The sequence below is a fragment of the Massilia endophytica genome (assembly GCF_021165955.1).
Taxonomy (GTDB): domain Bacteria; phylum Pseudomonadota; class Gammaproteobacteria; order Burkholderiales; family Burkholderiaceae_D; genus Rugamonas; species Rugamonas endophytica.
On the sequence record NZ_CP088952.1, the window covers coordinates 243,034 to 266,701 of the forward strand.

The 23,668-nt window shown below is 63.5% G+C and carries 26 protein-coding genes and 1 pseudogene; 13 read left to right on the plus strand and 14 right to left on the minus strand.

The features are described from left to right. Window positions 1-89: 89 nt before the first annotated feature. The gene (locus LSQ66_RS01150; RefSeq protein ID WP_231767991.1) at window positions 90-476 is read left to right on the plus strand and encodes a glutaredoxin family protein; all 387 of its coding nucleotides are present in this window, start codon (window positions 90-92) and stop codon (window positions 474-476) included. 18 nt (window positions 477-494) lie between these two features. Here LSQ66_RS01150 and LSQ66_RS01155 read toward each other — a convergent pair whose 3' ends face one another. Further along, entirely contained in the window at window positions 495-1,736 is a 1,242-nt protein-coding gene (locus LSQ66_RS01155) for an SGNH/GDSL hydrolase family protein (RefSeq protein WP_231767992.1), read from the minus strand. Between the two features lie 103 nt (window positions 1,737-1,839). Between LSQ66_RS01155 and LSQ66_RS01160 the strand changes: the two genes are divergently transcribed. The 3 genes and pseudogenes from LSQ66_RS01160 (at window position 1,840) to LSQ66_RS01170 (ending at window position 4,397) form a co-directional block, all read left to right on the plus strand. Then, window positions 1,840-2,745: a LysR family transcriptional regulator gene (locus tag LSQ66_RS01160; protein WP_231767993.1), complete on the plus strand. Its 906-nt coding sequence runs from the start codon at window positions 1,840-1,842 to the stop codon at window positions 2,743-2,745. Window positions 2,746-2,883: 138 nt separating this feature from the next. Then, window positions 2,884-3,075, plus strand: a complete 192-nt coding sequence (locus LSQ66_RS01165) for a hypothetical protein (RefSeq protein ID WP_231767994.1) — start codon at window positions 2,884-2,886, stop codon at window positions 3,073-3,075. 76 nt (window positions 3,076-3,151) lie between these two features. Beyond that, window positions 3,152-4,397: pseudogene (locus tag LSQ66_RS01170) on the plus strand (IS3 family transposase). 47 nt (window positions 4,398-4,444) lie between these two features. Here LSQ66_RS01170 and LSQ66_RS01175 read toward each other — a convergent pair. Further along, entirely contained in the window at window positions 4,445-4,999 is a 555-nt protein-coding gene (locus LSQ66_RS01175) for a cob(I)yrinic acid a,c-diamide adenosyltransferase (protein ID WP_231767995.1), read from the minus strand. A 132-nt stretch (window positions 5,000-5,131) separates the two neighbouring features. Here LSQ66_RS01175 and LSQ66_RS01180 point away from each other — a divergent pair, with 132 nt between their 5' ends. From LSQ66_RS01180 to LSQ66_RS01195, 4 genes are read left to right on the plus strand one after another with little or no spacing between them, the layout of a single operon-like run. Next, complete coding sequence (locus tag LSQ66_RS01180; RefSeq protein WP_231767996.1) at window positions 5,132-6,622, plus strand: FAD-linked oxidase C-terminal domain-containing protein; 1,491 nt, start codon at window positions 5,132-5,134, stop codon at window positions 6,620-6,622. Window positions 6,623-6,631: 9 nt separating this feature from the next. Then, window positions 6,632-7,681 (plus strand): glycolate oxidase subunit GlcE, encoded by a 1,050-nt coding sequence (gene glcE, locus LSQ66_RS01185; protein WP_231767997.1) that lies wholly within the window; start codon window positions 6,632-6,634, stop codon window positions 7,679-7,681. A 4-nt stretch (window positions 7,682-7,685) separates the two neighbouring features. Beyond that, entirely contained in the window at window positions 7,686-8,912 is a 1,227-nt protein-coding gene (glcF, locus tag LSQ66_RS01190; protein ID WP_231767998.1) for a glycolate oxidase subunit GlcF, read from the plus strand. 10 nt (window positions 8,913-8,922) lie between these two features. Continuing rightward, entirely contained in the window at window positions 8,923-9,318 is a 396-nt protein-coding gene (locus LSQ66_RS01195) for a GFA family protein (RefSeq protein ID WP_231767999.1), read from the plus strand. A 7-nt stretch (window positions 9,319-9,325) separates the two neighbouring features. On the opposite strand, the gene LSQ66_RS01200 is transcribed toward LSQ66_RS01195, so the two are convergent. From LSQ66_RS01200 to LSQ66_RS01215, 4 genes are read right to left on the minus strand one after another with little or no spacing between them, the layout of a single operon-like run. Continuing rightward, on the minus strand, window positions 9,326-10,015 hold the full coding sequence (locus tag LSQ66_RS01200) for an RNA polymerase sigma factor (protein WP_269449126.1): 690 nt from the start codon (window positions 10,013-10,015) through the stop codon (window positions 9,326-9,328). 12 nt (window positions 10,016-10,027) lie between these two features. Further along, on the minus strand, window positions 10,028-10,351 hold the full coding sequence (locus LSQ66_RS01205; RefSeq protein WP_231768000.1) for a cupredoxin domain-containing protein: 324 nt from the start codon (window positions 10,349-10,351) through the stop codon (window positions 10,028-10,030). 10 nt (window positions 10,352-10,361) lie between these two features. Next, window positions 10,362-10,886, minus strand: a complete 525-nt coding sequence (locus LSQ66_RS01210) for a DUF4142 domain-containing protein (RefSeq protein WP_231768001.1) — start codon at window positions 10,884-10,886, stop codon at window positions 10,362-10,364. 48 nt (window positions 10,887-10,934) lie between these two features. After that, complete coding sequence (locus LSQ66_RS01215; RefSeq protein WP_231768002.1) at window positions 10,935-11,402, minus strand: YaiI/YqxD family protein; 468 nt, start codon at window positions 11,400-11,402, stop codon at window positions 10,935-10,937. A gap of 295 nt (window positions 11,403-11,697) precedes the next feature. On the opposite strand from LSQ66_RS01215, the gene LSQ66_RS24790 reads away from it, so the two are divergent. After that, window positions 11,698-12,087 (plus strand): lysozyme inhibitor LprI family protein, encoded by a 390-nt coding sequence (locus LSQ66_RS24790; protein WP_407659617.1) that lies wholly within the window; start codon window positions 11,698-11,700, stop codon window positions 12,085-12,087. Between the two features lie 51 nt (window positions 12,088-12,138). Here LSQ66_RS24790 and LSQ66_RS01220 read toward each other — a convergent pair whose 3' ends face one another. The 4 genes from LSQ66_RS01220 to LSQ66_RS01235 form a co-directional block, all read right to left on the minus strand. Next, entirely contained in the window at window positions 12,139-14,637 is a 2,499-nt protein-coding gene (locus tag LSQ66_RS01220) for an EAL domain-containing protein (RefSeq protein ID WP_231768003.1), read from the minus strand. Between the two features lie 121 nt (window positions 14,638-14,758). After that, window positions 14,759-15,244: a glutathione peroxidase gene (locus LSQ66_RS01225; RefSeq protein WP_231768004.1), complete on the minus strand. Its 486-nt coding sequence runs from the start codon at window positions 15,242-15,244 to the stop codon at window positions 14,759-14,761. Next, entirely contained in the window at window positions 15,244-16,380 is a 1,137-nt protein-coding gene (locus tag LSQ66_RS01230; protein WP_231768005.1) for a PilT/PilU family type 4a pilus ATPase, read from the minus strand. The genes LSQ66_RS01225 and LSQ66_RS01230 overlap by 1 nt, the downstream gene beginning before the upstream one ends. Before the next feature lie 9 nt (window positions 16,381-16,389). Next, window positions 16,390-17,433, minus strand: a complete 1,044-nt coding sequence (locus LSQ66_RS01235; protein ID WP_231768006.1) for a type IV pilus twitching motility protein PilT — start codon at window positions 17,431-17,433, stop codon at window positions 16,390-16,392. A 54-nt stretch (window positions 17,434-17,487) separates the two neighbouring features. Here LSQ66_RS01235 and LSQ66_RS01240 point away from each other — a divergent pair, with 54 nt between their 5' ends. Then, complete coding sequence (locus tag LSQ66_RS01240; RefSeq protein WP_231768007.1) at window positions 17,488-18,195, plus strand: YggS family pyridoxal phosphate-dependent enzyme; 708 nt, start codon at window positions 17,488-17,490, stop codon at window positions 18,193-18,195. Window positions 18,196-18,197: 2 nt separating this feature from the next. Further along, complete coding sequence (proC, locus tag LSQ66_RS01245; protein WP_231768008.1) at window positions 18,198-19,046, plus strand: pyrroline-5-carboxylate reductase; 849 nt, start codon at window positions 18,198-18,200, stop codon at window positions 19,044-19,046. Window positions 19,047-19,160: 114 nt separating this feature from the next. Here proC and LSQ66_RS01250 read toward each other — a convergent pair whose 3' ends face one another. From LSQ66_RS01250 to LSQ66_RS01260, 3 genes are read right to left on the minus strand one after another with little or no spacing between them, the layout of a single operon-like run. Then, complete coding sequence (locus tag LSQ66_RS01250; RefSeq protein WP_231768009.1) at window positions 19,161-19,526, minus strand: DUF883 family protein; 366 nt, start codon at window positions 19,524-19,526, stop codon at window positions 19,161-19,163. Between the two features lie 38 nt (window positions 19,527-19,564). Continuing rightward, window positions 19,565-20,440 (minus strand): 4-hydroxybenzoate octaprenyltransferase, encoded by an 876-nt coding sequence (gene ubiA / locus LSQ66_RS01255; RefSeq protein WP_231768010.1) that lies wholly within the window; start codon window positions 20,438-20,440, stop codon window positions 19,565-19,567. A 33-nt stretch (window positions 20,441-20,473) separates the two neighbouring features. Next, on the minus strand, window positions 20,474-21,415 hold the full coding sequence (locus tag LSQ66_RS01260; protein WP_231768011.1) for a hydrogen peroxide-inducible genes activator: 942 nt from the start codon (window positions 21,413-21,415) through the stop codon (window positions 20,474-20,476). 101 nt (window positions 21,416-21,516) lie between these two features. Between LSQ66_RS01260 and LSQ66_RS01265 the strand changes: the two genes are divergently transcribed. Both LSQ66_RS01265 and LSQ66_RS01270 read left to right on the plus strand, forming a co-directional pair. Continuing rightward, window positions 21,517-22,695, plus strand: a complete 1,179-nt coding sequence (locus tag LSQ66_RS01265; protein ID WP_269449127.1) for a PilT/PilU family type 4a pilus ATPase — start codon at window positions 21,517-21,519, stop codon at window positions 22,693-22,695. Then, complete coding sequence (locus LSQ66_RS01270; RefSeq protein WP_231768012.1) at window positions 22,692-23,174, plus strand: adenylyltransferase/cytidyltransferase family protein; 483 nt, start codon at window positions 22,692-22,694, stop codon at window positions 23,172-23,174. The genes LSQ66_RS01265 and LSQ66_RS01270 overlap by 4 nt, the downstream gene beginning before the upstream one ends. A gap of 2 nt (window positions 23,175-23,176) precedes the next feature. Here the strand turns inward: LSQ66_RS01270 and LSQ66_RS01275 are convergent, their stop codons facing one another. Beyond that, a complete protein-coding gene (locus LSQ66_RS01275) occupies window positions 23,177-23,656 on the minus strand; it encodes a GlcG/HbpS family heme-binding protein (protein ID WP_231768013.1) in 480 nt (159 codons plus the stop codon). Window positions 23,657-23,668 lie beyond the last annotated feature (12 nt).

The following is a 23,668-nucleotide window of genomic DNA, read 5'->3' on the forward strand; positions in this document are numbered from 1 at the left end:
TCAGCTTTCAAAATATAAGCGACATTATTTTTTGACAGCCAAAAACCCTTCGTCTTATATTTGCCAGCGCTATATAGCACGGAGGAGAAATGTTGAAAGCAAAACTGAAGTCTCTGCTGATGTACGGACTGGTACTTGCTGCTGGCCTGATCGTGGGCGTGGGCGCCGCAAAGCTTCCCAAGCTCCTGGAGCGCCCCTACCAGCAAGGCGATTTCTCCACGCATTACGCGGAAGCCAAAACACAGGTCGTGGTGTATGGCACGACGACCTGCCCCTACTGCGCTAAAACGCGTGAGTACCTCGGCCAGCACAAGGTGGCTTTTGCCGATTTCAACGTGGACAAGTCCGAGAGCGCACGCAAAAAATACTCGGAGCTGAAGGTCAAGTCGGTTCCGGCCATCCTGATTGGCGACCGCCTGATCATGGGCTTCAAGCCCGACGCCATTGACGCGGCCCTTAAAGCAGCCCGCCGCTAAATCGCCCACCGCTGACTTTCAGGGCGCCACCATGGCACGCAGCTGTTCGAGGCTGAAGCTTTCCGCGATAGCGCGGTAACCCTCGTCGCCGGGATGCAGGTGGTCGCCCGAATCGTAGCGGGCAAGCAGCCGTGATGGATGCGAGGGATCCCGCGTCACGGCATCCAGGTCGGCCACGGCATCGAAGGCGCCGCTGCTCCTGATCCATTCATTCACTTCGCGCCTCACCGCATCCTTTTCAGGCGTGTAATGCCCCGAGAACGGTGTGCCATGCAGCGAGCCCTCATACGGCAGCAGGGTGGCGCCGATCACTTTGACATTGTGTTCGTGAGCCATGGCGATCAGCTGGCGGTAGGCGCCAATCATCCGCTCTGCCGTCATCGGCGCATCCTGCGGGGCGAAGGCGCTGCGGGGCCATCCAATGTCGTTAATTCCCATGAGGATCACCACGGCCTTGACGCCGGGCTGCTCCAGCACGTCGTGACGGAAGCGCTCGGCCGCCTTCACACCCATGCCGTCCGCAAGAAGGCGGGCGCCCGAGATGCCTGCGTTGGCGACTGCGATGCCGTGTGGCGCGAGGCGTTCGGCGAGATAGTCGGGCCAGCGCCGGTTGGCGTCCGGCGTGGAGCCATTGCCGTCGGTGATGGAGTCGCCGAACGCCACCAGCGTCGCCCCGGCCGGGCCGCTTACGTGAAGAGCGCTGACGAAGCTGCGCCCATGCATGGGCTGCGCAGCGGACATCAGCTCGGCGGCGCTCTGGTTCCCCTGCGCGAGCCAGGCCGTCTGCTGCGCGCCCCAGTGAAAACTGTCCAGCGCCGCCCGGCCAGGAAGCCACAGCGACACGCTCAGGCGCTCCAGCGCTTCCGTGCGGAAGTCGACGGGATCGCTGAGCGCAGACCCGCCCGGCGGTATCGTCACCCCGGGCTGTCCGCCGAAGCGCAGCCCGGCCCCGGCTCCTTGCGTCGCCGCCTGGGCCTCGCGGGTCCTTGCGACGCGCGCCTCGCCGATGACCAGTGGAGCCTTGCCGTAGCGGTTGGACAGCATTACGCGCAGGCTGCCGCCACCGGCGCTCGTGCGCAGGGTTTCGCGCACCGTCTGCGCCGCGAGCACTGGCGGAACATTGGTCGGAAGCGCGAATGCCGGACCCCAGCTGGGCTGCGGCGCGGCGTACCAGCTGGTAGTCCAGGTGGGTTCCGCAGCCGCTACGGGAAGGGAGGCCAGCATGGCGGCAAGCAGCCAGGCGGTGGAACGTTGAATCATGATCTTCTCCTTTTGATTGACAGTGGAAGGATCATCATTCAGTTCAAATTGTTATAGTAGTGGGTAAAATTGACTATTGATCAGTCGAATATGGAATAAGTGAATGAGCGACTTCCGATCCTTGCACGTGTTTGTGCGCGCCGTTGAACTGGGAAGCCTGTCGGCGGCCGCCCGCGAGCTGCACACCACGCAGTCCAATGCCAGCAAGATCGTGGCCGCGCTGGAGGACGGGCTGCGCGTGCGCCTCCTTGAGCGAAGCACGGCCAGCCTGGCGTTGACGGTACCTGGCCGGCGCTTCTATGCGCGGGCCAAGGGACTGCTGGAGGAATACGCCGAGGCGGTGGCGGACGCGCGCGGCGAAACAGCGGCGGCGGCGGGCCTCCTGCGGGTGAATGCGCCGGTGGCGCTTGGCCAGTTCGCCCTCAACGGCATCGTGCAGGACTTCCTGCGCGCCTATCCCGGCATGGAGGTCGAGCTGATTCTGAACGACCGCATGGCGGACCTGGTCGAGGACGGCGTCGACGTTGCGCTGCGCCTGGGCGGGAGCCTGCCGCCCAATGCGGTGGCGCGCAAGGTAGCCGTGTCGCCGCGCTGGCTGGTCGCCTCGCCGGCCTACCTGAAGGCCAATCCCGCGCCGGCGCATCCCGAGGAGCTGTCACACCATAGCTACATCCGCTTTGCCTGGCTGGCCAGCGGCGACCGGATCACGCTGCACGCGGCGGGCGCCAGCCTCACGGTGCAGACGCATGGCCGCTTCCGGGTCAACAACGCGCTGGCGATCCGCGACAGCCTGCTCGCTGGCGCAGGCATCGGCCTGTGTCCCGCGTGGCTGGTGCAGGACCTGGTCGCAGCCAGGAAGCTGCGCCGCGTGCTCAAGGAATGGCATGGCGACCCGCAGGAAATCCATCTGCTCTATCCCACGCGGCGCTACCAACCCGCCCGCGCGCGATTATTCATGGAGTTTATCCAGCCGCGCCTCGCCCAATTACCGGGAATGTCGGCTGAATAAATATCGGATTAATAGTGATGCGTAATTACATCGCTATTAAATCAGAAGTAACATTGCTTTATTGACATTAACCCTTCGGCTTCCTATATTTGATCGGCGCATATTCTTATGTGCCTAACCCAAAAAGGAAAAACCGACATGAAAAAAGCTCTTGTCTTCGTTTTCGCCCTGGGCGCCGGTATTTCGGCCGCCTTCGCTTCGGGAAGCCCGGAATGCTACGCGGCCTGCCGCGACGAGCAGCTGGCCTGCCTGGCCAACTCGCCACATGCCACCGGGGCCTGCCAGAAGGTCTACGATATGTGCAAGTACGATTGCGATTTCGGAGTCTAAGTCCGCATCACAAAAAAAAGCGCCGCAATGCTGAACTGAACCCCAAGAGTTGGACACCAACTTTTGGGGTTTTTTCATGACGAAGTACGATGAGAAGTTCAAGCTAGCGGTAGTTCAGCAGTACCTGCGCGGCGGGGCCGGTTACAGGACGATCGCGCAAGAGCATAGGGTCGCATATGGGATGGTGCGACGCTGGGTGGAGTCGTTCCGGGCCCATGGTGTCGGAGGACTCAAGAAGAAGTTCAGCCACTACAGTGCCGAGTTCAAGCTCTCAGTCTTGCCCTGCAGCCCGGCCAACGAGGAAAACCGAGCAAGATGGCAACCGCAACGGAAAAAACAGAAGATTCCCCCAACGATGACACGCGCACCCGCGAGGAGCTGCTGGCGGAGGTAAACCATCTCCGCATGGAGGTGGCATATCTAAAAAAGTTGCGAGCCTTGGTTCAAGCACAGCAGAAGGCGACTCCCGCCAAAAAGCGCAAGTAGTGCAGGAACTAAGGCAGCAGTATCCAATTGCCGGATTGTTGAAGCTGGCAAAGCTGCCGCGCAGCACCTTCTACTACCAGCAGAAAGTGCTTCAAGGCGGCGACAAGCACGCGCAGGTTAAAGAGCAGATCAAGACGATATTTAATCGTCACCAGGGACGTTATGGCTATCGCCGCGTCACTGCCGCGGTGCGTCAGCTGGGTCTGCTGGTCAACCATAAAAAAGTACAGCGCTTGATGGGAACGCTGGGACTGAAATCGCTGGTTCGACCCAAGAAATACCGATCATTCAGGGGCGAGGTGGGGCGTGCTGCATCGAACGAGCTGAACCGCCAGTTCCAGGCCGATGCCGCCAACCAGAAGTGGGTTACCGATGTGACCGAGTTCAATGTGGCCGGCAGGAAGCTGTATCTTTCGCCTGTGCTCGATCTCTACAACGGCGAAATCGTCGCCTTCGAAACCGCCGAGCGTCCCAAGTTCGAATTGGTCAGCTCAATGCTGAAGCAGGCACTGGCGAAACTCGGCCCCAACGACAAACCGATGCTTCATTCCGACCAGGGGTGGCAATATCGTATGCCCGCCTACCAGCGTCAGCTCCACCAACGCGAGCTGGTGCAAAGCATGTCGCGGAAGGGAAACTGCCTCGATAACGCGGCGATGGAGAGCTTTTTCGCGGTGTTGAAGACCGAGTTCTTCTACCTCAATAAGTTCAACAGCGTCGAGGAACTCAGGGCTGGGCTGAAGCGCTACATCCATTACTACAACCATGACCGCATCAAGCTCAAACTAAAAGGGCTGAGCCCGGTACAATTCCGGACTCAGCCCTTGGCTGCCTAACTAAACTGTCCAACTCTTTGGGGTCAGTTCACAATGCGGCGCTTTTTTTATCCGCGCTTGCGGTCGTGCCGCCACAGCACGTCGCTGCCCCCTGCGAAGCGGTTCAGTACGCGGGAGAGCACGAACAGCAGGTCGGACAGGCGGTTCACGTACTGCCGTGGATAGTCGTGAATCGTTTCCGCCTTGCCCAGGGTGACGATGCTGCGCTCGGCGCGGCGGCAAACCGTGCGGCATACGTGGGCCAGCGACGCGGCTCGCGAGCCTGCGGGCAAAATGAATTCGGTCAGCGCGGGCAGGGTGGCGTTGTATTTCTCCAGCAGGCTGTCCAGGCGTTCCACATGCTCTTCCTTGATCATCTGGTAGCCCGGAATGCACAGCTCTCCGCCCAGGTCGAACAGGTCGTGCTGGATCGATACCAGTTCTTCGCGCATATCGTCCGGCATGGCTTCGCAGAGCAGCAGGCCGAGGTTCGAGTTCAGCTCATCCACTTCGCCAATGGCGTGGATGCGCACGCTGTCCTTGTCGGTGCGGCTGCCGTCGCCCAGGCCGGTGGTGCCCTTGTCGCCGGTGCGGGTGGCGATTTTTGAGAGTCGGTTACCCATCTCGTTCTACCTGCAAAAGTTCCGAAGCTGCGAGGATACGCCAAATTACCAATGGTTGGGCGGGGATTTCGCCTCCGTGCGCGGATTCGCCATACAATTCATGCTCGCCCAATCCCTTCCCCACGATGTGACATGAATTCCCCTTCCACCCAAAGCGCCTTCTGCGAGGAACGCCAGCGCAGCGTGGCGGAGGCGTTGCTTGCCGTGCTGCCGCCGCACTGCGTGCTGCACAAGCTGGAAGACACGCGCCCTTACGAGTGCGATGGCCTGGCGGCCTACCGCCAGCCCCCCATGATCGTCACGCTGCCGGAAACTGAAGCGCAGGTGGCCGCGGTGCTGGGAGTGTGCCGCAAGTACGGCGTGCCCATCGTGCCGCGTGGCGCGGGCACGGGGCTCTCGGGCGGCGCTATGCCCATCGCGGACGGCGTCGTGCTTTCCACCGCGCGCCTGAACCGCATTGTGCGCATGGATGCGTATTCGCGCACGGCGGTCGTACAGCCTGGCGTGCGCAACCTCGCCATTTCGGAAGCGGCTGCGCAGTATGGCCTTTACTATGCGCCCGATCCTTCCTCGCAGATCGCCTGCACCATCGGCGGCAACGTTGCGGAGAATGCGGGCGGCGTACATTGCCTGAAATATGGGCTAACGGTCCACAACGTGCTCCGTGTGCGCATGATGACCATCGAGGGGGATGTGGTGGAGCTGGGTGGGGAATCGCTCGACGCGCCGGGACTCGACCTGCTGGCCGCCTTCATCGGGTCCGAAGGCATGCTGGGCGTCGTCACCGAAGTCACGGTGAAGCTGGTGCCAAAGCCTGCCGCCGCGCGCGTGATCATGGCTTCTTTCGACGACGTGGTAGCGGGCGGCAACGCCGTGGCGCACGTGATCGCGGCGGGCATCATTCCCGCCGGCCTTGAGATGATGGACCAGACCTCCTCGCGCATGGTCGAGCCTTTCGTGAAGGCGGGCTACGACACCGATGCCGCCGCCATCCTGCTGTGCGAGGCGGATGGCACGGCCGAAGAGGTGGAGGAAGAGATCGCGCGCATGAAGGCCGTGCTGGAGAGCGCGGGCGCCAGCGCCATCCTCGTATCGAACAGCGAGCAGGAAAGGCTGCGCTTCTGGTCGGGCCGCAAGAACGCCTTCCCGGCGGCGGGCCGCATCTCGCCGGACTACTATTGCATGGACGGCACCATTCCGCGCAAGAACCTGGCCCAGGTGCTGACCGGCATCGCGCAGATGGAGGTGAAATACGGCCTGCGCTGCGCCAACGTCTTCCATGCCGGTGACGGTAACCTGCACCCGCTGATCCTCTTCGATGCGAACAAGCCGGACGAGCTGCAGCGCGCCGAAGCCTTTGGCGCCGAGATCCTGGCGCTGTGCGTGGAAGTGGGCGGCACCATCACCGGGGAGCATGGCGTGGGCATCGAGAAGATCGATTCCATGTGCGTGCAGTTCAAGCCTGCCGAACTGGAGGCTTTCTTCGCGCTCAAGCGGGCCTTCGATCCGCTCATGCTGCTCAATCCGAACAAGGCCATTCCCACGCTGAACCGCTGCGCCGAATTCGGCAAGATGCGCGTGAGCGGCGGCGTGCTGCCGCACGCGGACCTGCCGCGCTTCTGACCAAGGACCATGCAAGCCATTATTGAACAATTCCGCGACCGCATCCTGACGGCCCACGCCGCGCGCTCGCCCCTGCGCCTGCGCGGCGGCGGCACCAAGGACTGGTACGGCCAGCGCCTGCAGGGCGAGGTGCTGGATACGCGCGCCTACAGCGGCGTGGTCGACTATGAGCCCACCGAGCTGGTGATCACGGCCCGCTGTGGTACGCCCTTGGCCGAGATCGAGACGCTGCTGGCCGAGCGCAGGCAGATGCTCGCTTTCGAGCCTCCACGCTTCGGCCCCGCCTCCACCATCGGCGGCGTGGTCGCCGCCGGTCTCTCCGGCCCGCGCCGCGCGGCGGCGGGCGCCGTGCGCGACTTCGTGCTGGGTGCGAAGCTGATGGGCCACAAGGGTGAGCTCCTGAATTTCGGCGGGCAGGTGATGAAGAACGTGGCGGGCTACGACGTATCGCGCCTGCTGGCGGGCTCCCTCGGCACGCTGGGCCTCATCATGGAAGTGTCGCTCAAGGTGCTGCCCATGCCGGTGCGCGAGGAGACCATTCGCTTCGAGCTGGACGAGATTGCAGCGCTGAAGGCCCTGAACGAATGGGCGGGCCAGCCGCTGCCGGTATCTGCAAGCTGCTGGCATGGCGGCGTGCTCACCGTGCGCCTTTCAGGCGCCGAGGCCGCGGTGCAGCTGGCGCTGGCGAAGCTGGGCGGCGAACGCGTGTCCGGCGGCGCCGCATTCTGGACGGGGCTGCGCGACCAGACGAGCGCCTTCTTCGAGACCGAAACCCTGTGGCGGCTGTCGCTGCCGCCTGCGGCCAGCGCCGTAGTGCTCGGCGGCGAGCAGCTGATCGAGTGGGGCGGGGCCCTGCGCTGGCTGAAGGCTGCGCCGGAAGCGGCGGATAGCATCCGCCGCAGCGTGGCGGCCGCAGGCGGCCACGCAAGCCTGTACCGTGCCCAGGACAAGAGCGCCGGCGCCTTCCATCCGCTGGCGCCCGCCGTCGCGCGCATCCACGAACGAATGAAGGCGGCCTTCGACCCTGCCGGCATCTTCAACCCCGGCCGCATGTACTGAACCTATGCAAACCAATCTGGCAGACTTCATTCGTAACACGCCTGAAGGCGACGAGGCGGAATCCATCCTGCGCGCCTGCGTGCATTGCGGCTTCTGCACCGCCACCTGTCCCACCTACCAGCTGCTGGGCGACGAGCTGGATGGACCGCGCGGCCGCATCTACCTGATCAAGCAGGTGCTGGAAGGCGCGCCGGTCACGCACAGCACCCAGACCCACCTGGACCGCTGCCTCACCTGCCGCAACTGCGAATCCACCTGCCCTTCCGGCGTGCAGTATGGACGCCTGGCCGACATCGGCCGCAAGGTGGTGGAGGAACGCGTGCCGCGCCCGCTGGGCCAGCGCATCCAGCGCTATGTGCTCAAGGAAGGCCTGGCGCGCAAGGGCCTGTTCACGCCAGCACTGCGCATGGGGCAGTTGTTCCGTCCACTGCTGTCGAAGTCCCTGCAGGACAAGATTCCGCCAATGCGCCTGCCGCAGGCATGGCCGGCGCGCCAGCACGCCCGCAAGATGCTGGTGCTGGACGGCTGCGTGCAGCCCGCCATGGCGCCCAATATCAACGCCGCGGCCGCGCGCGTGCTCGACGCCGTGGGTGTCCAACTGGTCGTTGCGCCGAAGGCGGGGTGCTGCGGCGCGCTGCGCTTCCACATGAACGACCAGGACGGCGGCATGGACGACATGCGCCGCAATATCGATGCGTGGTGGCCGTATGTGGAGAGCGGTATCGAGGCGATCGTGATGACGGCCTCCGGCTGCGGCGTCACGGTCAAGGAGTACGGTCATCTGCTGGCGCGCGATCCGCAGTACGCCGAGAAAGCGGCCCGCATCTCCGCGCTCACGCTCGACCTCAGCGAGGTTCTGCCCGCCTTCGAGAATGAGCTGGTGCAGCGTGTGGCCGAACGCAAGCCGTCGGAGCGCGTCGCCTATCATCCGCCATGTTCGCTGCAGCATGGCCAGCAGATTCGCGGCAAGGTGGAAGGCCTGCTGCGCGCCGTGGGCGTGGACGTGAGGCTCTGCGCCGACTCGCACCTGTGCTGCGGCTCGGCAGGAACGTATTCGATGCTGTATCCTGAAATCTCGAAGGAGCTGCGCGACCGCAAACTGGCCAACCTGGCCGACACGGGCGCCCAGCGCATCGTTTCAGCCAACATCGGCTGCGTGAGCCATCTGCAGTCCGGCACCGAAATCCCGGTCGAGCACTGGGTTGAATTGCTGGATCGCCTGCTGGCCTAGAGGAGCGCATATGACAAGCAGAACCGCATCGTGCAGCTGTGGGCAGCTCACGGCTCAAGTCACAGGAGATCCCGTCCGGATCTCCATCTGCCACTGCCTGGCGTGCCAGCGCCGCACCGGAAGCGTCTTCGGTGAGCAGGCGAGGTATCCGCGCGAGAACGTGACGGTATCCGGTGAGGCGACGGAATACACGCGCGCGGGTGACGACGGCCCGGGCGCGCGCTTCCATTTCTGTCCCCGCTGCGGGGCCACCGTCTACTATGAGCTCCTGGGACTGGAAGGCTTCCTCGGCATTCCAGTCGGGGCCTTCGCCGACCCAAATTTTCCCTCTCCAACGATATCCGTCTACGAAGAACGGATGCACAAATGGGTGGCGCCACCGCCCGGCGCCGAGCACATTTTCTGAACGTCCCTTAGAGCCGCGCGAGCACGCCCGCCACGATACGGTCGCAGCGCTCGCCGTCGAAGGAAAACGCGGATGCGGAAGCATTGTCGAAGTCGCGCGCCAGTGCCTCGCGCAGCAGTCCTCTGGCACGGAAGAAGTGGCTGCGTACGGTCGCTTCAGGGACATTCAGAACAGATGCCACCTCCTGCACCGGCATGTCCTCCACTGCGCGCAGCACGAACACGGTGCGCAGCCGGCCGGGAAGCTTGTCGATGCGCGCTTCGATCAGCCTGCGCGCCTCGGCACGCAGCACCGCCTCGTCCGGCGCTTCGGGAAAGGCCCTCAGTGCTTCGTCCATGGCTTCTTCCTCGACGCCTTCGGCGAGATCCGCTCCCGGCACAAGCTGGATGATGTCGGCCCGGCGCTGCTGCTTGCGCAGCCTTCCCGTGGCCTCGTTGATGACGATGCGCGTGAGCCAGGTCGACAGGGAAGCCTCGCCGCGGAAGGTCGAGGCATTGCGATAGGCCAGCAGGTAGGCTTCCTGCACAATATCCTCTGCCTCCGCGTCGTCCCGCACCATGCTGCGCGCCGTCCTGTACAGAAGCTGGTTGTGCTTCCGCATGAGCACTTCGAATGCAGCCTGCTCGCCTTGCGCCACAAGGCGCATAAGCTCAGGCCCCGAGGCCTGCTTCAGATCGGCCTTGCTGTGCAATTGCATCGCTCCGCTCCTTCATTTGACGACCAGTGTACCCTTCATCATGCGATGCAAGGTGCACACGTAGGGATAGCTGCCGCGCTTCTCCGCGGTGAACTTCCAGCTTGCCTCGGCGGCAATCGCCGGCGAGGCGGGGCCGCCTTTCGCATCCGCCGTGACATTGTGGGGAAACGGATCCTTGTTGCGCCAGATGACCGTGTCCCCAGGCTTCACCTCCAGCGTCTGAGGAATGAACTGCATGCCGTCGATCAGCACGATGTGCACGGCCGGAGCGGCGAGCGCTGCCCCGGCCAGGAGCGTGGCGGCAGCCGCCACTGCCGCTTTCATGCGGAATGTCATGGCGCCTGCCTTACTTGAGCGAGGCTGCGATATGCTTGGCGTGCTCCAGGTGTGCAACGAAGGCCGGGCGCACCTTCACCAGGGTTTCCTTCAGTTCGGCGTTCTTCGCGTTCGGAATGAGCGTCTTGTCCAGCGCATCGATCACGGCCTGGTGGTAGGCCACTTCATGGTCCACATAGGCTTTGTCGAACTCCTTGCCCTTGAGCGTCTTCAGTTTCGCGAGGTTGTCGTTGCCGCCCTGTTTCAGGCTCTTGCTCAGGTCACTCTCGGCTGGGGTCACCTTCAGTTTCGTCACCAATGCGACGGCCTGCTTGTTGACGCCCGAGTGGTCCGTGACCATCTGCTCCGCGAAGGCCTTGACCTGGGCGTTCTTCGTCATCGACTGCGCCAGCTTGCCCGCCTCGATATCGACCGTATTGGCCGCGACGACGATGCCCGCGATCTGTGCATCGTCCGGCGCCGACTGGGCCAGGGCGGTCAGCGAGAAGGCGGCAGCGGCAGCGGCGAGTGCAAGTTTGTTCGTCAGAATATTCATGATGTGCTCCTTGGTCAGGTTGTTGGTACTGCTCCCTAACCTTGGATGTCACGTGCCGCCTTTTCGTTGCAAGAAATTTCGGGCCAGTTCCCGGTCGAGCGCATTGGCGAAGTTCTGCCGGTCCGCCTGGCTGAATGCGGAAGGGCCGCCAGTATCGACGCCGCTGCCACGCAGCTCCTCCATGAACGCGCGCATGGTCAGCTGCTGGGCAATGGTATCCCGCGTGTACCATTCGCCCCGCGGGTTCAGCGGCTTCCCGCCCTTGTCGAGCACCAGTGCGGCAAGAGGGATATCACCCGTCACAACGATATCGCCCGGGCTGACTCGCGCCACGATCTCGGCGTCGGCCGCGTCGGCGCCCGCCGGAACCTGGAGCGCGCGGACGAAGCGCGAGCCCGGCACGCGAATCAACTGGTTAGCCACCAATGTGACATTGATCTGCAGGCGTTCTGCCACCCGGAACAGGATGTCCTTGATGACGGCAGGGCAGGCGTCGGCATCGACCCAGATATGCATTGAGTAAATTGAATGAATAGCAGAAGGCACGATTCTAGCTGCACCCGTCCATGCTCTCGAAATAACGGTGCGGTGCTCTCAGGAATGTGACATTTTACGCATTTTCCATGAGAAAGAATTGCTACGATGCTCAGCTCTGACTCTGTACGAGTTGCACTAATGAGAGCGACCAATGAAATTAAGGCCAACCATCTGGTTCTGCGTCGTACTTTCCCTTACCAGTCCGGCCCACGCATTTGAGCGGTTCGAAGACGTAGCCACCAGAAAGCAGTGGCTGTGCGAGCTTGGGAACATGATGGAGACAACCGCTTGTATGAACAGGGAGCTGCATGAATCGAATGCTCGATTGAACCAGATTTACACAATGCTGACTCAAGCTTTGGAGAAGCCGCGCAGATTGAGAATCGCCCAACGAGCATGGCTTAAATTCCGAGATGCTCAGTGTGCGTTCGATACAGCGGAGATGTCAGAGGGCTCTGCGGCGTCGTACACAATAGATCTGTGCTACGTCAGGGTGACGGAAGGTCGCATCGCGACTCTGGAGAGCATCCTGCCGTGTAATGGATGCGTCCTCTTTAAGAAAAAGTATTACGAACAGCCGTTTCAATGGCCCAAGCGCCCGCGTCTCGCGACACTACCCGTGCTCGACACCCAGGAGACCTCGCAGCCCAACGAGGAACCGTAATCGGTCAGGAGTATGACTTCGTAAAGTGAGTGTCTCTTTCTCGTTCTTTGGCTAGACGGGTGTGAAGAGCATCATCTGCGCGTCGTCCCTGCGGTGGACGTTGTGCAGGCTGGTGAGGGGACCCAGGAGGCTGGCGTTCTCCCAGGCGGGAACGGCGGTGAAGCCGCCAGCCCAGTCCAGCACCGTGTCGGCGGGCATGGGGCGCGCGATGCCGTAGCCTTGCGCCAGGTCGCAGCCCATGCGGATCAGGAGGGCGCCGTGTTCCACCGTCTCCACGCCTTCCGCAATTACGCCGCGGTTGAAGGCGCGCGCCAGACCAATGACGGCGCTTACCAGGTGCAGGTCGTCCGAGTCGTCGAGCATATTGCGCACGAAGCTCTGGTCGATCTTGAGCATGTCGGCGGGCAGGCGCTTGAGGTAGGACATGGATGAATAGCCGGTGCCGAAATCGTCCAGCGCGAAGCGGATGCCGAAGGCCTGGCATTCCTGCATGATGTTGCGCACATGGCTCACGTCGTGCAGGGCAGAGGATTCCAGTATCTCCAGTTCCAGCAGCTGCGGCGGCACTTCCGGGAACTCGTCGAGGATGCCGCGCAGGCGCTGCACGAAATCGGGACGCTGGAAGTGGCGCGCCGCTATATTCACGCTCACCACCCATTCGCGCCCCGCGGCACGCCACTGCGCCACCTGGGTGAGGGCACGCCGCAGTACCCACTCGCCGATATCGGCAATCAGGTCCGTGTGCTCGATGATGGGCAGGAACTCGAGCGGAGGAACGAGCCCGCGTTCGGGGTGATTCCAGCGCAGCAGCGCTTCCATGCCCACGATACGGCCCTGGCGCAGGTTCACCTTGGGCTGGAAGTAGAGGCAGAGCTGCTCCGATTGCAAGGCCTCGCGGATCTCCGTGCGCCGGTTGTGGTGGGTGCGCACTTCCTCGTCCAGATCGGCGTCGAAGAAATGCACGCGGCTGCGGCCCTGCACCTTGGCCTGGTAGAGGGCCTGGTCGGCGTGGCGCAGCAGGTTGTCCGGGCTGGCCGTGGTGCCCGTGTACACGGCCACGCCAGCGCTGGCAGTCAGGTTGATCGTTTGCGTCTGGCACTGGTAGCTGCGCTTTAGCGACAGCATCAGGCGTTCCAGCGTGTGTTCGATCTCGGCGCGGTTGGCCTGTTCGCGCAGCAGCATCACGAATTCGTCGCCGCCCAGCCGCGCCACGTAGTGCCGCGTGCCTGCAAAGTCGTGTAGGCGGCTGGCGACCTGCTTGAGCACCTCGTCGCCCAGCATCTGGCCCCCGCTTTCGTTCACTTCGCGGAAGAGGTCGAGGTCGAAGAGGCAGACCGCCAGAAGCAGGTCTTCTTCGCGCGCGCGGCCGATTTCGTGGTCGAAGCGGGCCTGGAGCGCCGCGCGGTTGGGTAAGCCGGTGAGCACGTCGTGGTGGCTTTGCCAGCTCATTTGCTGCATGAGGTGCCGGGTTTCGCTCACGTCCCGGAAGACGAGGACCGCGCCTTCCACATTGCCGTTGCTGCGGCGGATGGGCGCAGCCGTGTACTCCACGTTATAGCGCTCGCCCGAGCGGTGGCGCAGGCTCTGGTTCTTGGCCTTGACCACCGGACCGCCTGCGTAGATGGCGCTCATGGATTTGAGCAGGGTATGCTGGCCGAAGTTGTTCGCCAGCGTGAACACGGTGTGCAGCTCCATGCCGCGCGCCTCGTCGGCGCCGCAGCCGGTGAGCTGCATGGCCGCCGCGTTCATCGTTTCGATCCTGCCGGTGAGGTCCGTGGTGATGACCGCGTCGCCGATGGATTCCAGCGTAACGGCGATGCGTTCCTTCTCCGCCTGCAGGGTGCCCACCAGCGCCTGCACGCGCTCTGCCATGTCGTTGAAGGTGCGGGCCAGCTTGCGGATCTCGGGGCTGCCGCGCAGGGACAGGCGCACGTGATAGTCGCCGCCCCGGAAAGCGCGCGCCGCGGCGGCGACGCGGCCCAGCACGCGGCGGGCGGCGAAGACCAGGAGCCCGAGCAGGGCGTAGATCAGGAAGATATTGAGAGCGGTGATGGCCGCCTGCTGGCGCAAGCCTGTCCACACGCGGTTCAGCGGAAGCGTATTGCTGAACCAGAGCTGCAGGGTGCCCGTCGTGCCGTCGGGGAGCACCATGGGAATGCTGTAGCTGAGCGGCTCCAGGCGGGCCACGCGGGCGAACCAGGCAGGGAATTCCTGTTCGGCGCTGTCGCGCTGGATGCGCAGTGGCGACTCGCCGCCTTGCCAGCGCACCTCGGCGATATTGGGATTGACGTCCGCAGCGTGCTGCAGCAGGGAGGCGATGGCGGTGTCGTTCCTTTCCGCCGCCAGCGGAGGCAGGGCGCGGCTCAGGGCCTGGGCCACATGCTGCGATTCCATCGTGTAGCGCAGGCGCTCCTGGCTCGACGCGGCATCGCTCAGGAGCCAGTAGCGGACCCCGACAATCCCGGCGATGAGAAAGGCCAATGGCAGAAACAGACGGGCGCAAAGTCCCATCTTGCTCCAGTATGACGTCAGCGTGGTTGGCGGCGGCATGATCCACTCATTATTACCGAAAAAGTAATGCCAGTGGGCAACTAAGTGAAAACGATGCCATCAATGGGAAAGCCGCCTTTTGGGCGGGTTTTATTCCGAAACCACAGTGCTGTGGAAAATTCTATTCGGCGAGCAGCTTCTCGATGTCCCGGACAATGTCCTCCGGACGGGTGGTGGGGGCGTAGCGGTCGTACACCGTGCCGTCCTTCCGGATCAGGAACTTGGTGAAGTTCCATTTGATGCCCTCGGTGCCGAGCAGGCCGGGGGCGGTCTTCTTCAAGTGCTGGTAGAGGGGATGGGCATGCTCGCCATTGACTTCCACTTTCGCGAACATGGGGAAGCTCACGCCGAACTTCGATTCGCAGAAGCTTGCGATCTGCGCTTCGTCGCCCGGCTCCTGCGCGCCGAACTGGTTGCAGGGGAAGCCCAGCACCTCGAAACCTTGCGCGTGGAAGCGCTGCTGCAGCTTTTCCAGGCCATCGTATTGCGGCGTGAAGCCGCACTGGCTGGCGGTGTTCACGATCAGCAGAACCTTGCCCTGGTACTGCGCCAGCGGCACCGGATGGCCGGAAATGCTGTTGGCGCTGAAATCGAAGACGGTGCTCATTACACGAGGCCCAGGTGTTCGGTGCCGGCCGCGAGGTCGCGGTTGCGCGCGTCCTTGCTTTCGAGCTTGATGGCCAGGCGCAGGTCGTTGACGGAGTCCGCGTTGCGCAGCGCGTCTTCGTAGGAGATCTTGCCCGCTTCGTAGAGGTCGAAAAGCGACTGGTCGAAGGTCTGCATGCCCAGTTCGCGCGACTTCTTCATCAACTCCTTGATCTCGTGGACTTCGCCCTTGAAGATCAGGTCCGCGATCAGCGGGGAGTTCAGCATGATCTCGATGGCGACCGCGCGGCCCTTGGCTTCCTTGAGCGGAATCAGGCGCTGGGAGATCATGCCTTTCAGGTTCAGGGAAAGGTCCATCAGCAGCTGCTGGCGGCGCTCTTCGGGGAAGAAGTTGATGATGCGGTCCAGGGCCTGGTTGGAGCTGTTCGCGTGCAGCGTGGCCAGGCAGAGGTGGCCGGTTTCGGCGAAGGCGATGGCGTGGTCCATGGTCTGGCGGTCGCGGATCTCGCCGATCTGGATGACGTCCGGCGCCTGGCGCAGGGTGTTCTTCAGCGCGATTTCCCAGTCATCCGTGTCCACGCCCACTTCGCGCTGGGTCACCACGCAGTTGCCGTGCGGGTGAACGAATTCCACCGGGTCCTCGATCGTGATGATATGGCCGTAGCTGTTGGCGTTGCGGTAGCCCACCATGGCCGCCAGCGTGGTCGATTTGCCGGAGCCCGTGGCGCCCACCATGATAACCAGGCCGCGCTTGGCCATGATCACGTCCTTCAGCACCTCGGGCAGGCCCAGGTCTTCCAGCTTCGGAATGGAGCTGTTAATCACGCGCAGCACCATGCCCACGGAACCCATCTGCACGAAGGCGGAAACGCGGAAGCGTCCCAGGTCGCCGGGGGCGATGGCGAAGTTGGCTTCTTTCGTTGCCTCGAAGCTGGCGGTCTGCTTGTCGTTCATGATCGAACGGGCCAGGTCCGCCGTGTGCGCGGGCGTGAGGGCCTGCTGCGATACGGGCGTCATCTTGCCGTCGATTTTCATCGCGGGCGGGAAGCCGGCGGTGATGAAAAGGTCCGAGCCTTTTTTGCTGACCATGAGGCGCAGCAGGTCGAACATGAATTTGGATGCCTGGTCGCGTTCCATTGCCGTTCCTTAGCCAGGGAAGTTTTCGGGGATCTTGGCCGCGTTGCGGGCGGCGGCGGACGAGATCACGTTGCGGCGCACGAGGTCCGTGAGGTTCTGGTCCAGCGTCTGCATGCCGACATTGCTGCCGGTCTGGATGGCGGAATACATCTGCGCGATCTTCGCCTCGCGGATCAGGTTGCGGATCGCGGGCGTGCCCACCATGATTTCGTGGGCGGCCACGCGGCCGGAACCGTCCTTCGTCTTCAGCAGCGTTTGCGAGATGACGGCCTGCAGCGATTCGGACAGCATGGCGCGCACCATCTCCTTTTCCTCGGCCGGGAACACGTCGACGATACGGTCGATGGTCTTGGCGGCGGAGGAGGTGTGCAGGGTGCCGAACACCAGGTGGCCCGTTTCGGCGGCGGACAAGGCGAGGCGGATGGTTTCCAGGTCGCGCAGCTCGCCGACCAGGATGGCGTCCGGGTCTTCACGCAGCGCGGAGCGCAGCGCGTTGTTGAAGGAGAGGGTGTGCGGGCCGACTTCCCGCTGGTTGATCAGGCACTTCTTCGATTCGTGCACGAACTCGATCGGGTCCTCGATGGTGAGGATGTGGCCGTACTCGTTCTCGTTCAGGTGGTTGATCATGGCCGCCAGCGTGGTCGATTTGCCCGAGCCGGTGGGGCCGGTAACGAGCACCAGGCCGCGCGGCTTGAGGGCGAATTCGGCGAAGATCTTCGGTGCGTTCAGCTCTTCCAGCGTCAGGATCTTGGACGGAATGGTCCGCATCACCGCCGAGGCGCCGCGCTCCTGGTTGTAGGCGTTCACACGGAAGCGCGCCAGGCCGGGAATGGCGAAGGAGAAGTCGCACTCCAGCATTTCCTCGTAGGCCTTGCGCTGGCCGTCGTTCATGATGTCATAGATCATGCCGTGCACGTCCTTGTGCTCAAGCGGTGGCAGGTTGATGCGGCGGACGTCGCCGTGCACGCGGATCATGGGCGGCAGGCCGGCCGAGAGGTGGAGGTCGGATGCCTTGTTCTTGACGGAGAATGCGAGTAGTTCGGAGATGTCCATTTATAATCCCTGTGCCCTGGAAATTCGGCCTGTGCTCGGCCTGCTCATTTGATTATGTCCACAATCCCCCAGAACTTGCAAGCTGTCGCTTCCGCCATTGTTGCCGCTGCCGCCGAGGCAGGGCGCCGCCCGGACAGCGTGCGTTTGCTGGCCGTTTCCAAAACCTTCGGCCCCGATGCGGTGGAAGCCGCGGCGGCAGCCGGGCAGCGCGCCTTCGGCGAGAACTATGTGCAGGAAGGCGTGGACAAGATTCGCACGTTGCGCGAAACCCTGCCGCACGCAGCGCTGGAGTGGCATTTCATCGGCCCGATCCAGAGCAACAAGACGCGGCCCATTGCCGAGCATTTCGACTGGGTGCACACCGTCGAGCGGGAGAAGATCGCGCAGCGCCTGTCCGAACAGCGCCCGGCGGGGCTGGGGCCGGTCAATATCTGCCTGCAGGTGAATATCAGTGGGGAAGCCAGCAAGAGCGGCGTGGCGCCGCAGGAAGTGGCGGACCTGGCGCGCAAGGTGGCAAGCCTGCCGAATTTGCAACTGCGCGGCCTGATGGCGATTCCTGAACCCACGGACGACGAGTCGCAGCAGCGCACCGCCTTCCGCGCCATGCGCGAGCTGTTCGACGGCCTGCGCGCGGACGGGCTGGCGCTCGATACGCTGTCCATGGGCATGTCCGCCGATATGCGGGCCGCGATACTGGAAGGCGCGACCATTGTGCGCGTCGGCAGCGCCATCTTCGGCGCGCGTTCATACAACAAGGGATAAGCATGAAGATTGCATTCGTAGGCGGCGGGAATATGGCCGCCGCGCTGATCGCGGGCCTGGCTGGCAAGCTGACGCCGGGCGCCAATATCCACGTGGCGGACCCCAATCCGGCTTCGCTGGAGAAGCTGCATGCGCAGTTTGGCGTGAGCACTGCCAGCGCAGCGGACGGGAAAGTGGCGGAGGCCGAGGTGATCGTCCTCGCCGTGAAGCCGCAGAGCATGCGCGAGGTGGCGGCCCAGCTGCTGCCGCTGCTGCAGGGCGCGCAGGCGGCGGGACGCCAGCCGCTCGTGCTGTCGATTGCAGCGGGCATTCGCGCGGCGGACCTGTCGCGCTGGCTCGGCGGCTACCAGGCCATCGTGCGCACCATGCCCAATACGCCAGCGCTGATCGGGCAGGGTGTGACGGGCATGGTGGCTTCCAGCGGCGTGACGGCGCAGCAGCGCGAAGCGGCGGACCGGATTCTGAAGGCCGTGGGCCAGACTGTATGGCTGGACGACGAGGCGCTGATCGATCCGGTGACGGCGGTATCGGGCAGCGGCCCCGCCTATGTGTTCTACTTCATCGAGGCGATGCAGCAGGCGGCGCTGGAGATGGGGCTGACGGCGGAGCAGGGTACGCAGCTCGCCATTGCCACCTTCACGGGCGCGGCGCAGCTGGCGGCGCAGTCGGAAGAGCCGGTGTCGGTGCTGCGCGAGCGGGTCACGTCGAAAGGCGGCACCACCTATGCGGCGCTGACGAGCATGGAGAACAGTGGGGTGAAGGCTGCGATTGTGACGGCGCTGAAGGCGGCGGCGGCACGCGGCAAGGAGCTCGGCGAGGAGTTGGGAGCAGAGGGGACAGACCCTGCATAGGGTCTGTCCCCGGTAACCCAGTCGACCGCCGAACATGGTCGGCGCGGACTGGAGTTCGGTAACGGACTTGGTTTTCGGGGACAGACCCCCTGCGGGGTCTGTCCCCTCTGTCATCTAAGTGCGCGAAGAGATCAGCATGCCGACGATGACGCCAATGGCGGCACCCAGGCCCACCGATTTCCACGGATTGTCGTGCACATAAACGTCGGTCGCCTGTACCGCCATCTTGCCCTTGGCTAGGACGGTGTCTTCCATCTTCAGCAGGTCGGTCTTGGCCGTGCGCAGGGTTTCCTGGAATTTCGACTTCACTTCGTTCAGGTCTTCCGCGCCGGCGTTGCTGGCGCTGCGCAGCCATTGTTCAGCGTCGTTGATGGCGGATTTCAGGTCGCCCATCAGGCGCTCGCGCGCTTCGCTGTTCTCGTTGCTCTGCGTGTGGGTCATGCCATTCGATTTGCTCGGCGTTGCTGGGGTCTGGTCCATGATCACCTCGTCTTGGGATGGATTGCAGGATGCGCGGATCAGCGCAGTGCGTAATCGAGCGCGATACCGGCAAAGACGGCCGCGCCCAGATAATTATTGTGCCGGAAAGCAGCGAAACAGGGCGCACGCTCGCGTGTGCGGATCAGGAAGTAGTGGTAGACGGCGCAGCCTGCGGCAAGCGCCAATCCCAGCAGATACCACGGCCCCAGGCCGAAGTGCGCGCCCGCCGCCAGCAGAATGGCGAGATGCACGCCGTAGCACAGCATGATGATGGCCACGTCCGCCCGGCCGAAGGTAATGGCCGAGGTCTTGATGCCGATTTTCAGATCGTCATCCCGGTCCACCATGGCGTATTCGGTATCGTAAGCCACGGCCCAGAACACATTGCCCAGCAGGAGCAGCCAGGCGAAGGCGGGCACGGAATTCTGCACGGCGGCAAAGGCCATGGGAATGCCGAAGCCGAAGGCGATGCCGAGATAGGCCTGGGGAATGGCGAAGAAGCGCTTGAAGTAGGGGTAGGTGCCCGCGATGATGAGGGCGGCCACGCTCAGCTGCTTGACGAGCGCGTTCAAAGGCTGGATCAGCAGGAAGGCGATCAGCGACAGCCCCGCTGCGATGGCCAGCGCTTCCTTGCCGCTGATGCGGCCGCTGGTAATGGGGCGGTCGGCCGTGCGCTTCACATGCCGGTCGAAATCCTGGTCGGCATAGTCGTTCACGGCGCAGCCCGCCGAGCGCATGAGGAAGGTGCCGAGGCTGAAGATCAGGAGCAGGCGCCAGTCCGGTACGCCGCCCGAAGCCAGCCAGAGCGCGCTGAGCGTCGGCCAGAGCAGGAGCACCGTGCCGATGGGCTTGTCCAGGCGGACCAGGCGGAAATACAGCTGAAGCTTGCTGGGAGAAGGGGATGTGGCTTGCACAGGCATCTCGGTGGCGTTGGAAACGCCGCCATTCTACTCCGCCTCGTCCTTGCCCAGCATGGTGACGCCCGGCAGATCGCACTCGGCGACGGCGTCGCAGATGGCGTCGATGGCCGCCTTGCGGGTGAAGCTCTTGCGCCAGACGATGACGACCCGCCGCGAGGGGGAGGGTTCGCTGAATTGACGGAACTGCAACATCCCGTCCTTCGGTTCCATATCCTGCACGGAGGCGCGCGGCAGCACCGTGAGGCCGATGCCGCTGGCCACCATGTGGCGGATGGTTTCGAGCGAGGAGCCTTCGAAAGTGCGCTGCATGCCGTTGCCCGGCGCCGAGAAGCGCGCCATTTCGGGGCAGACTTCCAGCACCTGGTCGCGGAAGCAGTGGCCCGCGCCCAGCAGCAGCATGGTTTCGGTCTTCAGGTCCTCGGCGGGAATGCTCTTGCGGTCCGCCCACCCGTGCTGGCGCGGCATGGCCACCACGAAGGGCTCGTCGTACAGGGGGCGCATGGACATGCCATGATCCGGCAGGGGCAGGGCCATGATGGCCGCATCCAGCTCGCCCTGGCGCAGCAGCTCCAGCAGCTTGACCGTGTAGTTCTCCTGCAGGATAAGGGGCATCTGCGGGGTTTTCTCGATCATCAGCTTGACGAGGGGCGGCAGCAGGTAGGGGCCGATGGTGTAGATCACGCCCAGGCGCAGGGGGCCGGAGAGCGGGTCCTTGTTCTGCTTGGCAAGTTCCTTGATGGCGGCGGTCTGCTCGAGCACGCGCTCGGCCTGGGCCACGATCTGCGCGCCCAGCGGCGTGACGGAGATTTCGGCGCCGCCCCGTTCGAACAGGGTAACGCCCAGCTCGTCTTCCAGCTTCTTGATGGCTACCGAAAGCGTCGGCTGGGCAACGAAACAGGCCTCGGCGGCGTGGCCGAAATGTTTCGCTCGCGCAACAGCGACGATATATTTCAACTCGGTAAGTGTCATAAGATCATTTGAACACAGGCAATGACCAGATGCAACGAAGATAAGATTTGCACGGGAAGTGCTGTGGCTATAATGTACCGCATACCGATAGCGAGGATCGCATGAGTCTCACTCCCGACGAAGCCCAGGCTTACATCCACAAACTGCTGAAGGCGATGCACCAGGTGGGCGGTTCGGACCTGTTCATCTCGTCCGATTTTCCGCCAAGCATTAAATCGCAGGGCTCGATGCGGGCCCTGAGCCAGCAGCGCCTGACGGGCGACGTTACGCGGGCCCTGGCCTACGCCCTGATGAACGAGCGCCAGCGCGCCGAGTTCGAAGCCGAGATGGAATGTAACTTCGCCATCTCCCTGCCGGATGTGTGCCGATTCCGCGTGAACGTCTTCGTACAGCAGCAAAACGTGGGCATGGTAGTGAGGACCATCGCCTCCGAGATTCCGAATTTCGAAAAGCTGGACCTGCCCGACGTGCTGAAGGACGTCATTATGACCAAGCGCGGCCTGGTGCTGGTAGTGGGCGGCACGGGCTCGGGCAAGTCGACCACGCTGGCCGCCATGATCGACTACCGCAACAGCAATTCGGCGGGGCACATCATCACCGTCGAAGACCCGGTGGAGTACGTCCACAAGAACAAGGGCTGCCTGATCACGCACCGCGAGGTGGGCGTCGATACGCATTCGTGGCACCACGCGCTGAAGAACACGCTGCGCCAGGCCCCGGACGTGATCCTGATCGGCGAAATCCGAGACACGGAAACCATGGAACACGCGATTGCGTTTGCCGAGACCGGACACCTCTGCCTGGGCACCCTGCACGCGAACAACGCGAACCAGACGATGGACCGCATCATCAATTTCTTCCCGGAGGAGCGGCGCAACCAGCTGCTGATGGACCTCTCCTCGAACCTGCGCGCCATTGTGTCGCAGCGCCTGATCCGCACCGAGGACGGCAAGGGGCGGAAGGCCGCGATCGAAATCCTGCTCAATACGCCGACGATTGCGGAGATGATCTTCAAGGGCAATTTCCACGGCATCAAGGAGATCATGCACAAATCGCGGGAGCTGGGCATGTGCACCTTCGACCAGGCCCTGTACGAGCTTTATAATAAGGGCTACATCTCCTACGAAGAAGCGCTGCGCAACGCGGACTCCACGAACGGGCTGCGCCTGCAGATCAAGCTGCACGGCGACCGCAAGGAACCGGGCGGCGCGGCGGCGGCCGCCTCTGCATCGCTCAGCATGCAGGTGGACGAAGAAGACGAAGAAGAACCAGGCACATGATCCCCTTTGAAGAAAAAATCTGCCCGCGCGCCGAACTGGCCGCGCGCATTGCATCGCTGCCGAAGCCGGTGGTGCTGACCAACGGCGTATTCGACATCCTGCACCGCGGCCACGTCACCTACCTTGCGCAGGCGCGCGAGCTGGGCGCCTCGCTGGTGGTGGCAGCCAATACCGACGCATCGGTCAAGCGTTTGGGGAAAGGCGACGACCGGCCCCTGAACAACTGCGAAGACCGGATGGCCGTACTGGCCGCGCTGGAATCGGTGAGCCTCGTGGTGCCCTTCGGCGAAGACACGGCGCTGGAAGTCGTGCTCGAAGCGCGTCCGGAAATCTACGCGAAGGGCGGGGACTACGACATGACCGCGATCCCCGAAGGGAAGGCCGTGCTGGGCTACGGAGGCAAGGCCGTGGCCATCGACTTCCAGCACGACCGCTCGACCAGCAAGCTGCTGGCCAAGGTCCGCACCTTCGGCAAATAGCCTTAGTCGCCCAGGAGGGCGGCGCCCGCGCGGGCGATCTGAGCGTCCTGCGATGCCTGGACGCCGGACACGCCGATACCGCCGATCACCTTGCCCGCCGCCAGCAGCCGCAGGCCGCCCTCGATGGGTGTGATGTCCGGCAGGCCCAGGACGACGGCGTTGCCCTTCTCCAGAATCTCTTGATGAAACTTCGTGTCGCGCCGGTAGTTCACGGCGTGGCGCGCCTTCCCCTGTGCCACCTCGACGGAGGAATTGGGCGTATCGTCCATGCGCACGAAATGCATCAGGCGGCCCGCCTCGTCCACGATGGCGATCGACACATTCCAGTTATTCCTGCGCGCCTCCGCTTCGGCGGCGGCAGCGATCTGGCGCACCACGTTCTGGTTCAACACCGCCTTCTGGGTCAGCTGGTCCGACAGGTTCGCAGCGCTGGCCGCGAGTGGCAAGGCTGCCAGGAGGGGCAGCAGGATATTGCGCAGCATTTCATCTCCGTT

Coding starts and splice junctions, on each gene's coding strand:
- LSQ66_RS01205 (WP_231768000.1), bottom strand. CDS start 10,351: ATGACATTCCGCATGAAAGCGGCAGTGGCGGCTGCCGCCACGCTCCTG.
- LSQ66_RS01180 (WP_231767996.1), top strand. CDS start 5,132: ATGAATTCCCCTTCCACCCAAAGCGCCTTCTGCGAGGAACGCCAGCGC.
- LSQ66_RS01275 (WP_231768013.1), bottom strand. CDS start 23,656: ATGCTGCGCAATATCCTGCTGCCCCTCCTGGCAGCCTTGCCACTCGCG.
- LSQ66_RS01215 (WP_231768002.1), bottom strand. CDS start 11,402: ATGCATATCTGGGTCGATGCCGACGCCTGCCCTGCCGTCATCAAGGAC.
- LSQ66_RS01200 (WP_269449126.1), bottom strand. CDS start 10,015: ATGCAATTGCACAGCAAGGCCGATCTGAAGCAGGCCTCGGGGCCTGAG.
- LSQ66_RS01250 (WP_231768009.1), bottom strand. CDS start 19,526: ATGGACCAGACCCCAGCAACGCCGAGCAAATCGAATGGCATGACCCAC.
- LSQ66_RS01240 (WP_231768007.1), top strand. CDS start 17,488: ATGTCCACAATCCCCCAGAACTTGCAAGCTGTCGCTTCCGCCATTGTT.
- LSQ66_RS01260 (WP_231768011.1), bottom strand. CDS start 21,415: ATGACACTTACCGAGTTGAAATATATCGTCGCTGTTGCGCGAGCGAAA.
- LSQ66_RS01235 (WP_231768006.1), bottom strand. CDS start 17,433: ATGGACATCTCCGAACTACTCGCATTCTCCGTCAAGAACAAGGCATCC.
- LSQ66_RS01210 (WP_231768001.1), bottom strand. CDS start 10,886: ATGAATATTCTGACGAACAAACTTGCACTCGCCGCTGCCGCTGCCGCC.
- proC (WP_231768008.1), top strand. CDS start 18,198: ATGAAGATTGCATTCGTAGGCGGCGGGAATATGGCCGCCGCGCTGATC.
- LSQ66_RS01220 (WP_231768003.1), bottom strand. CDS start 14,637: ATGCCGCCGCCAACCACGCTGACGTCATACTGGAGCAAGATGGGACTT.
- LSQ66_RS01155 (WP_231767992.1), bottom strand. CDS start 1,736: ATGATTCAACGTTCCACCGCCTGGCTGCTTGCCGCCATGCTGGCCTCC.
- LSQ66_RS01165 (WP_231767994.1), top strand. CDS start 2,884: ATGAAAAAAGCTCTTGTCTTCGTTTTCGCCCTGGGCGCCGGTATTTCG.
- LSQ66_RS01230 (WP_231768005.1), bottom strand. CDS start 16,380: ATGGAACGCGACCAGGCATCCAAATTCATGTTCGACCTGCTGCGCCTC.
- LSQ66_RS01150 (WP_231767991.1), top strand. CDS start 90: ATGTTGAAAGCAAAACTGAAGTCTCTGCTGATGTACGGACTGGTACTT.
- glcE (WP_231767997.1), top strand. CDS start 6,632: ATGCAAGCCATTATTGAACAATTCCGCGACCGCATCCTGACGGCCCAC.
- LSQ66_RS01270 (WP_231768012.1), top strand. CDS start 22,692: ATGATCCCCTTTGAAGAAAAAATCTGCCCGCGCGCCGAACTGGCCGCG.
- LSQ66_RS01160 (WP_231767993.1), top strand. CDS start 1,840: ATGAGCGACTTCCGATCCTTGCACGTGTTTGTGCGCGCCGTTGAACTG.
- glcF (WP_231767998.1), top strand. CDS start 7,686: ATGCAAACCAATCTGGCAGACTTCATTCGTAACACGCCTGAAGGCGAC.
- LSQ66_RS24790 (WP_407659617.1), top strand. CDS start 11,698: ATGGAGACAACCGCTTGTATGAACAGGGAGCTGCATGAATCGAATGCT.
- LSQ66_RS01265 (WP_269449127.1), top strand. CDS start 21,517: ATGAGTCTCACTCCCGACGAAGCCCAGGCTTACATCCACAAACTGCTG.
- LSQ66_RS01195 (WP_231767999.1), top strand. CDS start 8,923: ATGACAAGCAGAACCGCATCGTGCAGCTGTGGGCAGCTCACGGCTCAA.
- LSQ66_RS01175 (WP_231767995.1), bottom strand. CDS start 4,999: ATGGGTAACCGACTCTCAAAAATCGCCACCCGCACCGGCGACAAGGGC.
- LSQ66_RS01225 (WP_231768004.1), bottom strand. CDS start 15,244: ATGAGCACCGTCTTCGATTTCAGCGCCAACAGCATTTCCGGCCATCCG.